This is a genomic window from Streptomyces specialis (assembly GCF_001493375.1).
In the GTDB taxonomy this organism is placed as follows: domain Bacteria; phylum Actinomycetota; class Actinomycetes; order Streptomycetales; family Streptomycetaceae; genus Streptomyces; species Streptomyces specialis.
On the sequence record NZ_LN929893.1, the window covers coordinates 109,907 to 122,949 of the forward strand.

Genomic DNA, 13,043 nt, shown 5'->3' on the forward strand with positions numbered 1-13,043 from the left:
TATCGTTCAGTGGCCATCTGGATAACGGTATAACCGATAAGCGAATCCTGTTAAAGAGAGCGGCCGCCCACCGAGATCTAGACTCTCGTGTGCAGCGGGGGGGGAGGATGGGTATAAGAGGCAGGGTGCGGATGCGCTGGCGCAGGTCGGCGTTGTGGAGCAGGCCGAACTCACGGTTGTTGACGAGTTCGTGCTCCTGCCGCTCGCGCAGCGCCTCGATGGTCAGGCGCAGTTGCTCCTCGACCTGGTTCATCGGCTCGCTGTAGAGGTCGGCGACCCGGGTGTGGACCCGCAGCACGGTCTGGGCGACGCTCAACTCGTATTCGCGCGGCGCCGGTTCGTAGTCCACGAAGGTCCCCGGCAGCACCGGCTCACCGGTGTGGCCCGACGCCAGGTCGATGGCGGACTCGCCGTGCGCGTTGCTACGGCCGGGCGCCGCGTCGCGGAACGCCGCCAGGTGCTCGGCCAGGGCCGGTGAACGGTCCACGAGGGCCTCGACGTCGGCGCGGGCGAGGGTGAGGACGGTGCCGCTGGTGAGCGCCCGCAGGCTGTGCTCCCAGGTGCCGGGGTCCTCGTCGGCGAGCACTCCGGCGCCGTAGAAGTCCCCGTCGGCGAGCACCCCGTGGTCGGTCTCGGTGTCGTACCGGCCGGCGCCGCGCCGGGCGAGCTTGCCGTGGGCGATCAGCACGACCCGGTCGGCCGGGGTGCCGGCCTCCACGATGACGTCGCCGGGGGCGAAGTCCCGCTGCCGGCAGGCCGCGGCCAGCTCCTGGAGCGCGTCGGCGTCGGAGAACCCGGCCAGCGCGGGAAGCTCTCCCAGCTCGGCGGGGATGACCCGCACTTCGGAACCGGTCGCGACGAATTCGACCCGCCCGTTTCCCACGGTGTGGGTGAGCCTGCGGTTGACCCGGAAGGTGCCGCCGGAAACCTGTACCCACGGAAGCACTTTGAGCAACCACCGCGAGGTGATGCCCTGCATCTGCGGCGGGGTCTTGGTGGTCGTCGCCAGATTCCGGGCGGCCGTCGTATCGAGGCTCAGCCGGGCGTGCGCCGTCTCGTTTCCCGGAGCGGTCTCGGGAGAAGTCGTCATGCCGGACACCCGCCAATCTGCGGTCGGAAATAGGCCATTAGGGGGATCCCGCGGAAGAAGCTAGAGGGTGCCGCAGAGGGCAGGCAATCACTCGAAAGTGGGGGAATCCGGGGATTCTCGCCGCGTCCTCGTGGGTATTGCGCGTAAACGTTCCTGCGAAAGCGCCACCCACCGTGCCCCGTTACGCACCGTGGGTGACCGCGTAGGCTGGGGGGCGTTCGGAGGCATGGACGGGGGCGCGGGGGCACACGGACGGCGCACGCGGGTGAAGATCGAACCAGTCATTCCATCGGCCCGGGGCGCGCTACCGTTGAGCAGCCAAGTCGGCGCGGCAGCGCGGCCGTCGGGCAGTCCGGCTCACTGGGTCACCATGTCAACAGGTCAGTCGTCGCACGAGGTTGGGGCACATCGGTTCCATGTCTAAGGGCTCGGTCCAGGTGACGCACTCCGGAACGGCGCGCTGGCGGCGCCGGACGGCCGTCTACGGCACGGTCACCGAGGCCCTGGCCGCCGCCGAGGACGGCGACGTGCTGACCCTCGGCCCGGGAACCTACCGCGAGAACCTCGTCGTCGAGCTGGCCGTCACGCTGCGCGGTCCCGGCGAGGGCCGGGACGGCGAGGCCCGGATCGCGCCGGTGGACGGCGTCCCGCTGACCGTCCGCGCCTCGGCCACGGTCGCGCATCTGCGTGTCGAGGGACAGGACACCGGCGTCCCCGCCGTGCTGATCGAGGGCGGCACGCCCGAGCTGTCCTCCCTCCAGGTGCACACCTCGTCCTCGGCCGGCATCGAGGTGCGCGGCGGCGCCCGGCCGACCGTCCGCCGGTGCGCGGTGAGCAACGCGACCGGCACCGGCATCAGCGTCGGGGACAGTTCCGGCGCGCTGTTCGAGGAGTGCCGGGTGATGGAGTCGGGCCGGCCGGGCATCAGCGTCCACGGCCCGGCGCATCTGCGGCTGGAGCGCTGCCGCGTGCGCCGCAGCGGCGGCGCCGGGCTGTCGGTCAGCGGGGACGGCAGCGCGGTGGACGCGGTGGAGTGCGGCATCCAGGACATCAACGGCACCGGCGTGCGGCTGGCCGAGCGCGCCACCGCGCACCTCACCGACTGCCGGGTCGGCACCACCACCGGGGACGGCATCACGCTCGACACGGAGGCGGTGCTGACGCTGACCGACAGCAGCGTCTCCGACGTCCCGGAGAACGCCCTGGACCTGCGGTCGCGTTCGGTCCTGACGCTGGTGCGCACGTCGGTCAGCGGCTTCGGCCGCAACGGCATGTCGGTGTGGGACCCGGGCACGCACGCCGACGCGCACGACTGCGAGATCCACCAGTCGGCCGGGGACTATCCGGCGGTCTGGGTGAGCGACGGCGCCACGGCGGTGCTGGAGTCCTGCCGCGTGCACCATGTGGCCGACGCGCTGTTCGTGCTGGACGCCGGGTCGCGGGCGGACGTGGTGGACAGCCGGATCGAGGACGTGCGCGGCTCGGCGGTCTCGGTCAGCGACGGCGCGACCGCCCGTATCGACGCGGCGCGGATCATGCGGGTGGGCACCGGGGCGTGGTTCCGGGACGCGGGCAGCGGCGGCTCGGTGACCGGCTGCGCGATCGACGGGGCCAGGACGGGCTTCATCGTCACCAAGGACGCGGACCCGGAGGTGGCCGACTGCACGGTGACCTCGCCGACCGAGGCGGGGGTCTACGTGTCGGCGGGCGGACGCGGCCGGTTCACCCGGACCCGGGTCGCCGACTCGCAAGGGTACGGCTTCCACATCATCGACGGCTGCCGCAGCGAGCTGAACCGCTGCCGCACCGAGCGGTGTTCGCGCGGTGGTTATGTCTTCGCCGAGGACAGCCCGCTGCTGACCGACTGCCACAGCGACGACACCGGCGCGCCCGGCGCCGATGTGCGGCTGAAGACGGCGGACGCGAAGCCGGCCGAGCCGCGGGCGACGGACACGGCGCCCGCGCAGGCCGCGACGCGGGCCACTCCCGCCGTTTCCTCCCCGGCCGGGTCGTCGGAGGCGCGGCCGGTCGCCGCGCCTGCGGAGGAGACGCGCCCGGCGGACGAGGTGCTGGGCGAGCTGGAGGAACTGGTCGGCCTCGACACGGTCAAACGCGAGGTCCGGGCGCTGATCGACATGATCGAGGTGGGCCGGCGCCGCCGGCGGGCCGGGCTGAAGGCGGCCTCGGTCCGCCGCCATCTGGTGTTCACGGGCTCCCCCGGCACCGGCAAGACGACCGTGGCCCGCCTGTACGGGCAGATCCTGGCCTCCCTCGGCGTGCTGGAGAGCGGCCATCTGGTCGAGGTCTCCCGGGTCGATCTGGTGGGCGAGCACATCGGCTCCACGGCGATCCGCACCCAGGAGGCGTTCGAACGGGCGCGGGGCGGCGTGCTGTTCATCGACGAGGCGTACGCCCTCTCCCCCGAGGACGCGGGCCGCGACTTCGGCCGCGAGGCCATCGACACGCTGGTGAAGCTGATGGAGGACCACCGCGACGCGGTGGTGGTGATCGTCGCCGGGTACACCGCCGAGATGGAACGTTTCCTGGCGGTGAACCCGGGCGTGGCCTCCCGCTTCTCGCGCACCATCGCGTTCGGCGACTACTCCCCGGAGGAGCTGCTGAGCATCGTGGAGCAGCAGGCGCGCGACCACGAGTACGACCTCGGCGAGGGCACCCGGGAGGCCCTGCTGAAGTACTTCACGGGCATGGACCGGGGCCCCTCGTTCGGCAACGGCAGGACGGCGCGGCAGACGTTCGAGGCGATGGTGGAGAGCCACGCGGGCCGGGTGGCCCGGGTGGCGGACCCCAGCACGGAGGAGCTGACGCTGCTCCACCCGGAGGACCTCCCGACTCTCCCGTGACGACCGCCCCGCGGCGGGCCGGTGGCGAGGGTTCAGGCGCCGGTCGTGCCCGGCTGGCCGGGGATGGCGGGGGCGTCCAGCAGGACGCGGTCGAACAGCTTGGCGCGTTCCGCCGCGTACGCCGGGTCGGCGGCGTAGTCGCTGTGGCCCAGGACGGGTTCGGGCAGCGGGCGGCGGTGGGTGCGCCCGTAGTGCAGCGGGTCGGCCAGCGGGCCGAGGTCCACCGGCCCGGCGGCGCCGGTCACGCCGACCGGGCCGCCGATCGGGTCGGTGTCGCGCCACAGGTTCCGCCAGCGCGGCATGTCCCGGTGCAGGGCGGTCAGCGCCCGGGGCCCGAAGTAGGCGGGGAACCACCGCCCGTACAGGCGGGCCAGCGGCGAGCCGTGGGTGAGCAGCGCGATCCGGGAGCGGGTGGCCGCGTCGAGCTGCCAGACGGCCGCGGCGGCGAGCACGCTGCCCTGGGAGTGGCCCGAGATGACCAGCCGGCCGCCGGTGGACTCCACCCAGGTGCTCATCCGCCACGACAGGTCGGGCACGGCCCGCTCGGCGTAGCAGGGCGGCGCGAACGGGTGCGCGGCGCGCGGCCAGAACGTGCCGACGTCCCACAGGATGCCCACGGTCCGGCGGGCGGACGTGTCGCGGGAGGCCCGGCGGCCGAGGGTCAGCAGCAGCAGGACCCCGGCGCCCATCAGCCACGAGCCGAGGGTCTGGCAGGCGTCGGCCGCGGCGGCGAACGGGGCGGGCGCGTCGTCGGCGGCCCGGGAGGGGGTCTCGCCCGTCGCGGAACCGGCGGCGGCCACGACGCCGAGGACCAGCGCGGTGCCGGTGAGCCAGCCGATCAGCAGCGGCGCGGCGTCGGTCAGCCCGGCCCGGGCGGTGGCGGCGGCGATGCCGGCGCTGCGCTCCTTCAGCGGCGCGCAGTTCTCGTCGGCGTAGCGTTCGACGACGCGGGGGGCGAGGCGGCGGGCCTCGCGTGCGGCGTGGAGGAGGGCGGCGGCGGCGAGGACCACCACGACGAGCAGCAGCGGCGGGATGACGGCGGCGGCCCAGCTCAGCACGGTCGGCGGCCCGGCGATCACCGCGCCGGGCTCGCCGGGCGCGGCGGAGGGGTCGAGCCAGTCGGCGACGCGCTGGGCGACGCCGCCGGTGAGGATTCCGCCGAGACCGCAGCCCAGGACGGCGACACAGGCCCCGCCCAGCCCGTACAGCGTGCCCCGGTCCGCGTCGGGCGTCCGCCGGTGCAACTGGTTGGCGGCCAGCGCCACGCCGAGGATCAGCACGACCTGGGCGATCATCAGGACCGGGAAGACGCCCGCGGCGCCGGGGAAGTGGCCGGAAGCCTCCCAGCCGGGGCGGTCCCACGCGGTGTGCGCGAGGACCAGGGCCAGCAGCGCCAGGGCACCCCAGGGCAGCGCCCGCGAGGAGGGCGGCTCGGGCCGTTCGTCGGGCTCCTCCTCGGTGCGGCCGTGCCGCGTCTGCTGGACGGCGACCACACCCCAGCCCGCCGCCGTCAGCGCGAGCAGCAGCCAGCCGGCGGCCATCGGCGCGGTGTCGCCGTCCGGGCCCCGGTCGTGCCCGCCGGTGGCGAGCAGCAGCGCGGTGGCCACGGTCAGCAGCCCGGCGGCGGTGTGGGTGGCGCGCAGCCGGGCGACCAGGCCCCGGCCGTACCAGAAGCCGGGCAGGCTCAGCACGGCGTGCTCCCCGGCGTCGGGGCGCGGGCGCGGCGGCGGGGACGCGGACTCGTAGGAGCTCCAGGTGCGGTAGGACAGCCACCACAGCAGGACCACCAGGCCGGCGGGGAGCACGGCGGCCAGCGCGAGGCGCCGGCCCGGCTGGGACCACCAGCCCTCGCCGGGGCCGAACGGCTCGATCCACGAGGTGCCCTCGGCGCACGCGGCGGCCCCGGCGCACTGCCAGGCGACGAGGTCGAGCGAGACGACGCACACCGAGGCGACGAACAGCAGGGTGAGTGAGAGCGCGAGAAGGCGCACGAGGTAGTCGTACACCTGGTGTGCGCGCCGTGCGCCGCGCGCGGGCGGGCGCATCCAGTGCGCGATGTTGATGACCATGAAGGGCAGGAGCAGCAGCCACAGGACGCGGGAGGCGTCGCCGGAGGTGAGGTTGCACCAGCAGTACGCCTCGCGCAGCGGCGACCTGTCGTCCCAGGGGCGGTCGTCCAGATCGTCCGTGCGGCGGTGGATGTTGGCGGTGTCGTCGCCGGTCACGCGGGTGACGCGCGGATCCGCCAGCATCTCCCCGGCGGTCGTGCCGCCGACGCCGTGCACCAGCAGCTCCAACGCGGGCTCCGGCGGGACGCCCGCGCCCCGCCCTTCGCCCGCGCCGCTCCCGGTGCGGGCGGCCGGTCGTGCGATGCCCTCGACGGCCATCGGCTCGTCCCCCTGTTCGACTGTCTGACGCTCCGCCATATTGCCCTGCTCACGTCATCTCCGCCGCGCACGGCCCCGAACCACGGGCCGGCGGACACGGGTCCGTACGGGATGACTCCCCGGGCGCGGAGTCGGTTCCCTGAGCGCCCGTCAGGACGCGGGGCCGGCGAACCGCCAGGGACGCTATCGGCAGGTGACGGCCCGTCAGGGCGGGACACGCGGACCGCGGGGCGTCGGCTGCCCCGCGCGCCGGACCCGGGGGCCGGCCCTTATACACATCCCGAGGCCCCGAGACAGGCAGAAAACTCGCATTCCGTCCTCCTCTTGTAAAAAAAAACTCCACTGCACGCTCTCCCCGGCATTCCTGCGCTTAACCTCCTCGTAGTACACTTCTCACGTCGTATCTGCAGCCGTCGGCCCCGGTCCGGCGCGGAATCGAGGGACGCGGGCGGTGGCGACACGCCGAACGCGCCACAGGGCGCGACGCGGTACCCCAAAACAGAGCGAGATGCCATAATCCGGACACTTTCTCCTCGGTCCGCGCACAGAATGCGGTGAACCTCATGGTGATCAGCCCTCGCGAAGCCCCCGGTCCGCACCGCACGGCGGAGTTCGCCGCGACCCCCGCCGGAGCGGGCGAGGCCGGCCGGGCGGTGTCGGCCCGCCTGCGGAGCTGGCGGCTGCCGCAGCTCGCCGACCCGGTGGCGGACGGCGTCGGCGCGCTCCTCGCGGACATCCGCCGCCATGCCGGTCCCGAGCAGTCGTGCACGGTCGAGGTGACGCTGCTGTGGGACCGGCTCGCGGTGTCCGCGCGCCCCGCCGGCACCCGGGCCCCCCACGTCCCGGCCCTGGCCACCGTCCGCGACAGCGGCGGGACCCGGACGTACACGGACGAGGGCGGCCGGACGGTGTGGTTCACGCTGCCCGTGCCCTATCCCCCGACGCCGCCCGAGGCGCACGCCGTGCGCCACCCGTGGGCCGCGCACGCCTGACGCGGCGCCGCGCTCAGGGCGCGTCCTCCTGGCCGCCGCCCGGCACCGGCCCGGTCAGCACGGCGAGCCGCGCCCGGTACTCGTCCTCCTCGATCTCCCCGGCCGCGAAACGCCTGCCGAGCAGGTCGACGGGCGTCTCGTGGCCCGGCCGCCCGTCCCGGGGGTACCGGAGGTACGGCGGGCCGCCGGGGGCCCGGCCGCGCCGCGCGGTACGGCGCAGCAGCCAGAAGGCGCCGATCAGGACGGCGGCCCACACCAGGGGGAAGAGCAGGAACCACGGTCCGGGTCCCTCGTCGCGGAAGCCGTGCGCCAGAAGCTCCATGGCGTTCTCACTCCTTGTCGTCTTGTTGTCCGTTCATCCGTCGGTCTTGCTTCGAGCCTCCCGCCGGACGGCGGTCGCGGCGTCGTACGGGCAGCGGCTTCCGGGCTGCTCCGCGCGGAGTACGCGGTGTCGGCGTCGATGTCAGTGGCGGCTGCCAGACTCGGCGGCATGGGCAGATGGGCGCTGACCGAGGACGCCGACGGCTCGGCGCGGGTGTGCCCGCTGGACGACGACGGCCGGCCGGCGGGACCGGTCGTGACGGAGCCGGGCGCCGCCGAGGCCGTGCGCGCCCGGCCCGGTGTGACGCGCTGGGTGTGGCGGTCGCCGGCGGCGGTCTACCCCAGGCTGCTGGCGGCCGGGCTCCGCGTGGAGCGGAGCTACGACGTGGAGGCGGCCGAGGCGCTGCTCCTGGGCCACGAGGGGGCGTACGGGCTGCCGCGTTCGCTGAGCGCGGCGTTCGCCCGGCTGCGCGGGCTGCCGGTGCCGGCCGATCCGCCGCCGACCGCGCCCGACGCGGCGCAGGCGTCGCTGTTCGAGGCGGGCCCGGTGCCGTTGCCGGGGGACGCGGACCCGCTGGAGGCGCTTCTCGACGTGTATGCCGGGCAGCTCGCCCGGGTCGGCTTCGCGGCGCACCCGGAGCGGATGCGGCTGCTGCTCGCGGCGGAGTCGGCCGGGACGCTGGTCGCGGCGGAGATGGGCCGCGCCGGGCTGCCGTGGCGGGCGGACATCCACCGCCGGGTGCTGGACGAGTTGCTGGGCGAGCGCTATCCGGGCGGGGCGCCGCCCCGGCGGCTGGCGGAGCTGGCCGAGCGCGTCTCGGCGGCGTTCGGCGAGGGCGCGCGGGTGCGGCCCGACCTGCCGGCCGACATCATCCGGGCCTTCTCCCGGGCCGGGATCAAGCTGCGGTCCACCCGCGCCTGGGAGTTGCGGAAGATCGACCATCCGGCGGTGGAGCCGCTGCTGGAGTACAAGCGGCTGTACCGGATCCACACCGCGCACGGCTGGTCGTGGCTGCGGTCCTGGGTGCGGGACGGCCGGTTCCGCACGGAGTACGTGCCGGGCGGCGCGGCGTCGGGCCGCTGGACGACCAACGGCGGCGGCGCGTTGCAGATCCCCCGCGTGGTGCGCCGGGCGGTGGTGGCCGACCCGGGGTGGCGGCTGGTGGTCGCCGACGCCGACCAGTTGGAGCCGCGCGTGCTGGCCGCGATCTCCCGCGACCCCGGGCTGATGGCGGCGGCGGGCGGCTCGGGCGACCTGTACGCGGCGCTGTCCCACCGGGGGTTCTCCGGCGACCGGGCGGCGGCCAAGCTGGCGCTGCTCGGCGCGATCTACGGGCAGACCTCCGGCGACGGGCTGAAGCACCTGGCGGACCTGCGGCGCCGGTTCCCGGCGGCGGTGGCGTATGTGGACGAGGCGGCCCGGGCGGGCGAGGGGGGCCGCCTGGTGCGCACCTGGCTCGGCCGGACCTCCCCGCCGGGCGCGGTGGACGAGACGGACCCGGTCCCGGGCGGCACCCCGTCGGCGCGGGCCAGGGGCCGCTTCACGCGGAACTTCGTGGTCCAGGGCAGCGCGGCGGAGTGGGCCCTGCTGATGCTGGCGTCGCTGCGCGCGCTGCTGCGCGGCATGAGGGCGGAGCTGGTGTTCTTCCAGCACGACGAGGTGATCGTGCACTGCCCCGAGCCGGAGACGGGCGCGGTCACGGAGGCGATCCACGCGGCGGGTGACGCGGCGGGCCGCCTGGCCTTCGGCCCGACGCCCACCCGTTTCCCGTTCACCACGGCGGTGGTGGAGTGCTACGCGGACGCGAAATGACGCCCGCGCCCCGGCGGACGGCGGGGGCGGGTCAGGTGATGTAGCCGGAGGGGGTGTCGGTGCCCGGGCCGAGGGCCTCGGTGACCTGGCGGGCCGCCGCCGCGAGGCGGATCGCGGCCTCCTCGGCGACCGGGCCGCTCACCGTGAACGGGACGCGGAGGTAGCCCTCGAACGCGCCGTCGAGGCCGAACCGGGGGCCGGACGGTACGCGGACGCCGAGCCGTTCGCCCGCGACCGCGATCCGGGAGCCCGACAGTCCGCCGGTGCGCACCCACAGGGTCAGGCCGCCGCGCGGCACGGCGAACTCCCACTCCGGCAGGTGCCGCCGCAGCGCCGCCACGACCGTCTCGCGGCTGTCCCTGATCTCCGCGCGGCGCTGGACGATCGCCTCCTCCCAGCCGCCCGTCGTCATCAGCCACGACACGGCGAGCTGTTCGAGCACCGGACTGCCGAGGTCCGCGTAGGCGCGGGCGGCGATCAGGCTGCGGATCACCTCGGGGGCCGCCCGGACCCAGCCGATCCGCAGCCCGGCCCAGAAGGTCTTGCTCGCCGACCCCACCGTCACCACGCTCGTGCCGCCGTGGTCGAACGCGCAGACCGGCCGGGGCTCCTCCCCCGGCTCCACATCGAGGGCCAGGTCGACCATGGTCTCGTCCACGACCAGGACCGTCCCCGCCGCCCGTGTCGCGGCGACCAGTTCGCGGCGCTGCTCCTCGTCGGCCAGGGCCCCGGTCGGGTTGTGGAAGTCGGCCACCACGTAGGCCATGCGCGGCGCCGCCTCCCTGAGCACGCGCCGCCACAGCGGCAGGTCCCACCCGGTCAGGCCCTCGCCCATCGCGACCGGCACCAGGCGGGCGCCGGCGTCACGCATGAGTTGCAGGACGTTGGCGTAGGAGGGGTGCTCGACGGCGACCCGTTCGCCGCGCGGGGCGAACAGCCGGCAGATCGCCGCCACGGCGCCCATCGCGCCGGTGGTGATCATGATCTGTTCCGGCATGGTCGGCACACCGCGCGCGGTGTAGCGGTCGGCGAGGGCCTGCCGGAGCGTCAGCAGCCCGGCCGGAAAGTCGCCGTGGGTGCGGGCGGCGGGCGGCAGCGCCTCCAGGGCCGCCTGGAAGGAACGGGTCAGCCACGGCTCGGGCGCGGGCAGGGCGGCGCAGCCCAGGTCCAGCATCGAGCCCGCGGCCTCCGGCGGGAGCGGCTCCAGGCCGCGCGAGGGCAGCGGCCGGCCCGGCGGCACGGCGGTCCAGCTTCCCGAGCCGCGCCGTGACTCCAGGAAGCCGTCGGCGCGCAGCGCCTCGAACGCGGCGGCCACGGTGGTACGGCTGACGGCCAGCGCCCCGGCCAGCTCCCGTTCGGCGGGCAGCCGGGCGGCGACGGGGACCCGGCCCTCCAGCACCAGCAGCCGCACGCCGTCGGCGAGCGCGCGGTAGGCGGGGGTACGGCGGGCGGCGGGCCCGCGCTCGTAGGCGTCCTGGGAGCCGAGCAGCCGGGCGAGCTGGCCCGCGCCCACGGTCGAGGTCCACTGGGGCATGATTCAAGGCCACCTTTCCGGGATTGGCCGTGGCTGGGCCGACCGTCCGGGCCACAGAGTGGCACGGGTCAGGCCACTTGCGCCAGGCATGCACCGGAAGGGGTCCTCATGAAGCGTCTGCCTCGGCGCCTCGTCCAGCTCTACGGCGGCCTCGTGCTGTACGGGGTGAGCGGCGCCATGCTGGTGCGCGCGGGCCTCGGACTCGACCCGTGGGACGTCTTCCACCAGGGCGGCGCCGAACGCACGGGTCTGTCCATGGGCATGGTGCTGAACCTGACCGGTCTGCTCGTGCTGCTGCTGTGGATCCCGCTGCGCCAGCGCCCCGGGCTCGGCACGATCTCCAACGTGCTGGTGATCGGCACCGCGATGGACCTCACCCTCGCCGTCTTCCCCGGCGTCGGCGCCCTGGCGGCCCGGGTCCCGCTGATGCTCGGCGGGGTCGTGCTCAACGGCATGGCGACGGGCCTGTACCTGGCGGCCCGGTTCGGCCCCGGGCCGCGCGACGGGCTGATGACCGCGCTGCACCGGCGGACCGGCAGGTCCGTCCGCCTGGTGCGGACCGGGATCGAGGTGCTGGTCCTGGCGGCCGGCGTGGCGCTCGGCGGCACGGCCGGGGTGGGAACCGTGGTGTACGCCCTGGCGATCGGGCCGCTGGCCCAGTACTTCCTGGGCGTCTTCGCGATCAAGGACCCGCCCGGGGACGCGATCAAGGACGCGGAATCCGGAATGGATTTCGATGACCGGCGACGGCGGGGTATTCTACGCCCTTGGTCCCGCCGGATGGACCGTTACCCCGAGCCATCCTGTGCGGACGCCGGGTGACATCTCCTCTCAGATGTGACAAACCGGACGCCGGTGGGTACTAATCGGGGCGGTACGACGGGACGACGCATGACCTGCAACGGGAATCTTCACCGCCGACCGGACGTTGACCTAAGCGATGATGACAGCGACACCTGTCCTGTGGGCGACCAGCCCGGGAGGCACGATTCATGAGTGAGCGAGCTCTACGCGGCACGCGGCTCGTGGTGACCAGCTACGAGACGGACCGCGGTATCGACCTCGCGCCGCGTCAGGCGGTGGAGTACGCATGCCAGAACGGCCATCGGTTCGAGATGCCGTTCTCGGTCGAGGCCGAGATCCCGCCGGAGTGGGAGTGCAAGGTATGCGGCGCCCAGGCCCTGTTGGTGGACGGCGAGGGCCCGGAGGAGAAGAAGGGCAAGCCCGCGCGCACGCACTGGGACATGCTCATGGAGCGCCGTACCCGTGAGGAGCTGGAGGAGGTGCTGGCCGAGCGGCTGGCCGTCCTGCGCTCCGGGGCCATGAACATCGCGGTGCATCCGCGCGACAGCCGCAAAACGGCGTAGCGGAGCGTCCGCGCCGCCGACGAATGAGGGCTCGGGTCACCTCGTGTGACCCGATCCCTCTTTTGTTATCCCTCTTTGTCGTGCCCGCTCAGTGCCCCGCGCCGGGCGGGCGTCCGTCGTCGCGGTCCGGGCGCTGGTCGTCGTCGTCCCTGATGACCTCGCCGCGCACGATCCGGCCGTCCGCGTCCCGCGCCCGCGCCCGCTCGCGCGCCGCCATGGCCTCGTCGAACGCGGCGCCCAGCGGGCCGGAGCGCCGCCGCACGAAACGGGCGCCCGCGCGGCGCAGCAGGGCCGCGGTGGGCGGGAAGAGGCACAGCAGCCCCACGGCGTCCGAGGCGAAGCCCGGCAGCATCAGCAGCAGCCCGCCCAGCATGGTCAGCCCGTCGCCGCCGCGTGCCCCCGCGCCCGGCGCGGGGGCGGCCGGGTCACCGGCCCGCAGGCCTTCGCTCAGCCGCCGCCACGCGCGCCGCCCGGCCCGTTTCACCACCGCCCCGCCCAGCAGGAACGCGGCCAGCAGCAGCAGGAGGACCGTCACCCCGCCGGCCGCGTCGCCGACGGTGATCAGCAGCCAGATCTCCAGCAGCGCCCAGCCCGCGACCGCGAGAGGCAGCAGGGCCAGGGGGCCGCGCCCGCGGCGTGGCCGCCGGAGCCGGGTGGGGTGCGCGCCGCTCGTCATGC

General features: G+C 74.8%; 10 protein-coding genes. 5 read left to right on the forward strand and 5 right to left on the reverse strand.

The window, feature by feature from the left end:
- Positions 1 to 1,090, reverse strand: a 1,090-nt coding sequence (locus tag BN2279_RS10220) for a family 2B encapsulin nanocompartment shell protein (RefSeq protein WP_079032050.1), incomplete at its 3' end; no start/stop codon positions are given.
- A gap of 416 nt (positions 1,091 to 1,506) precedes the next feature.
- Here BN2279_RS10220 and BN2279_RS10225 point away from each other — a divergent pair.
- On the forward strand, positions 1,507 to 3,951 hold the full coding sequence (locus tag BN2279_RS10225; RefSeq protein ID WP_059008389.1) for a right-handed parallel beta-helix repeat-containing protein: 2,445 nt from the start codon (positions 1,507 to 1,509) through the stop codon (positions 3,949 to 3,951).
- A 32-nt stretch (positions 3,952 to 3,983) separates the two neighbouring features.
- Here the strand turns inward: BN2279_RS10225 and BN2279_RS10230 are convergent, their stop codons facing one another.
- Positions 3,984 to 6,377 carry a hypothetical protein gene (locus BN2279_RS10230; protein ID WP_234347724.1) on the reverse strand — a complete coding sequence of 798 codons (2,394 nt, stop codon included), beginning with the start codon at positions 6,375 to 6,377 and terminating at the stop codon, positions 3,984 to 3,986.
- Positions 6,378 to 6,901: 524 nt separating this feature from the next.
- Between BN2279_RS10230 and BN2279_RS10235 the strand changes: the two genes are divergently transcribed.
- Positions 6,902 to 7,330, forward strand: a complete 429-nt coding sequence (locus BN2279_RS10235) for an ATP-binding protein (RefSeq protein WP_159037188.1) — start codon at positions 6,902 to 6,904, stop codon at positions 7,328 to 7,330.
- A gap of 13 nt (positions 7,331 to 7,343) precedes the next feature.
- On the opposite strand, the gene BN2279_RS10240 is transcribed toward BN2279_RS10235, so the two are convergent.
- Positions 7,344 to 7,652 (reverse strand): SHOCT domain-containing protein, encoded by a 309-nt coding sequence (locus tag BN2279_RS10240; protein ID WP_059008391.1) that lies wholly within the window; start codon positions 7,650 to 7,652, stop codon positions 7,344 to 7,346.
- A 168-nt stretch (positions 7,653 to 7,820) separates the two neighbouring features.
- On the opposite strand from BN2279_RS10240, the gene BN2279_RS10245 reads away from it, so the two are divergent.
- Positions 7,821 to 9,464: a bifunctional 3'-5' exonuclease/DNA polymerase gene (locus tag BN2279_RS10245; protein WP_059008392.1), complete on the forward strand. Its 1,644-nt coding sequence runs from the start codon at positions 7,821 to 7,823 to the stop codon at positions 9,462 to 9,464.
- 31 nt (positions 9,465 to 9,495) lie between these two features.
- Here the strand turns inward: BN2279_RS10245 and BN2279_RS10250 are convergent, their stop codons facing one another.
- The gene (locus BN2279_RS10250; protein WP_059008393.1) at positions 9,496 to 10,998 is read right to left on the reverse strand and encodes an SCO1417 family PLP biosynthesis transcription factor; all 1,503 of its coding nucleotides are present in this window, start codon (positions 10,996 to 10,998) and stop codon (positions 9,496 to 9,498) included.
- 108 nt (positions 10,999 to 11,106) lie between these two features.
- Here BN2279_RS10250 and yczE point away from each other — a divergent pair, with 108 nt between their 5' ends.
- Both yczE and BN2279_RS10260 read left to right on the forward strand, forming a co-directional pair.
- On the forward strand, positions 11,107 to 11,820 hold the full coding sequence (gene yczE / locus BN2279_RS10255) for a membrane protein YczE (RefSeq protein WP_079032051.1): 714 nt from the start codon (positions 11,107 to 11,109) through the stop codon (positions 11,818 to 11,820).
- A 170-nt stretch (positions 11,821 to 11,990) separates the two neighbouring features.
- Positions 11,991 to 12,365 carry an RNA polymerase-binding protein RbpA gene (locus BN2279_RS10260; protein WP_059008394.1) on the forward strand — a complete coding sequence of 125 codons (375 nt, stop codon included), beginning with the start codon at positions 11,991 to 11,993 and terminating at the stop codon, positions 12,363 to 12,365.
- A gap of 88 nt (positions 12,366 to 12,453) precedes the next feature.
- On the opposite strand, the gene fxsA is transcribed toward BN2279_RS10260, so the two are convergent.
- Entirely contained in the window at positions 12,454 to 13,041 is a 588-nt protein-coding gene (gene fxsA / locus BN2279_RS10265) for an FxsA family membrane protein (protein WP_059008395.1), read from the reverse strand.
- Positions 13,042 to 13,043: the final 2 nt, after the last annotated feature.

What these genes read in the sequence shown, in the direction of transcription:
- BN2279_RS10235 (WP_159037188.1), top strand. Translation starts at nt 6,902, where the DNA reads ATGGTGATCAGCCCTCGCGAAGCCCCCGGTCCGCACCGCACGGCGGAG.
- BN2279_RS10230 (WP_234347724.1), bottom strand. Translation starts at nt 6,377, where the DNA reads ATGGCGGAGCGTCAGACAGTCGAACAGGGGGACGAGCCGATGGCCGTC.
- BN2279_RS10260 (WP_059008394.1), top strand. Translation starts at nt 11,991, where the DNA reads ATGAGTGAGCGAGCTCTACGCGGCACGCGGCTCGTGGTGACCAGCTAC.
- BN2279_RS10225 (WP_059008389.1), top strand. Translation starts at nt 1,507, where the DNA reads ATGTCTAAGGGCTCGGTCCAGGTGACGCACTCCGGAACGGCGCGCTGG.
- BN2279_RS10245 (WP_059008392.1), top strand. Translation starts at nt 7,821, where the DNA reads ATGGGCAGATGGGCGCTGACCGAGGACGCCGACGGCTCGGCGCGGGTG.
- BN2279_RS10240 (WP_059008391.1), bottom strand. Translation starts at nt 7,652, where the DNA reads ATGGAGCTTCTGGCGCACGGCTTCCGCGACGAGGGACCCGGACCGTGG.
- BN2279_RS10250 (WP_059008393.1), bottom strand. Translation starts at nt 10,998, where the DNA reads ATGCCCCAGTGGACCTCGACCGTGGGCGCGGGCCAGCTCGCCCGGCTG.
- fxsA (WP_059008395.1), bottom strand. Translation starts at nt 13,041, where the DNA reads ATGACGAGCGGCGCGCACCCCACCCGGCTCCGGCGGCCACGCCGCGGG.
- yczE (WP_079032051.1), top strand. Translation starts at nt 11,107, where the DNA reads ATGAAGCGTCTGCCTCGGCGCCTCGTCCAGCTCTACGGCGGCCTCGTG.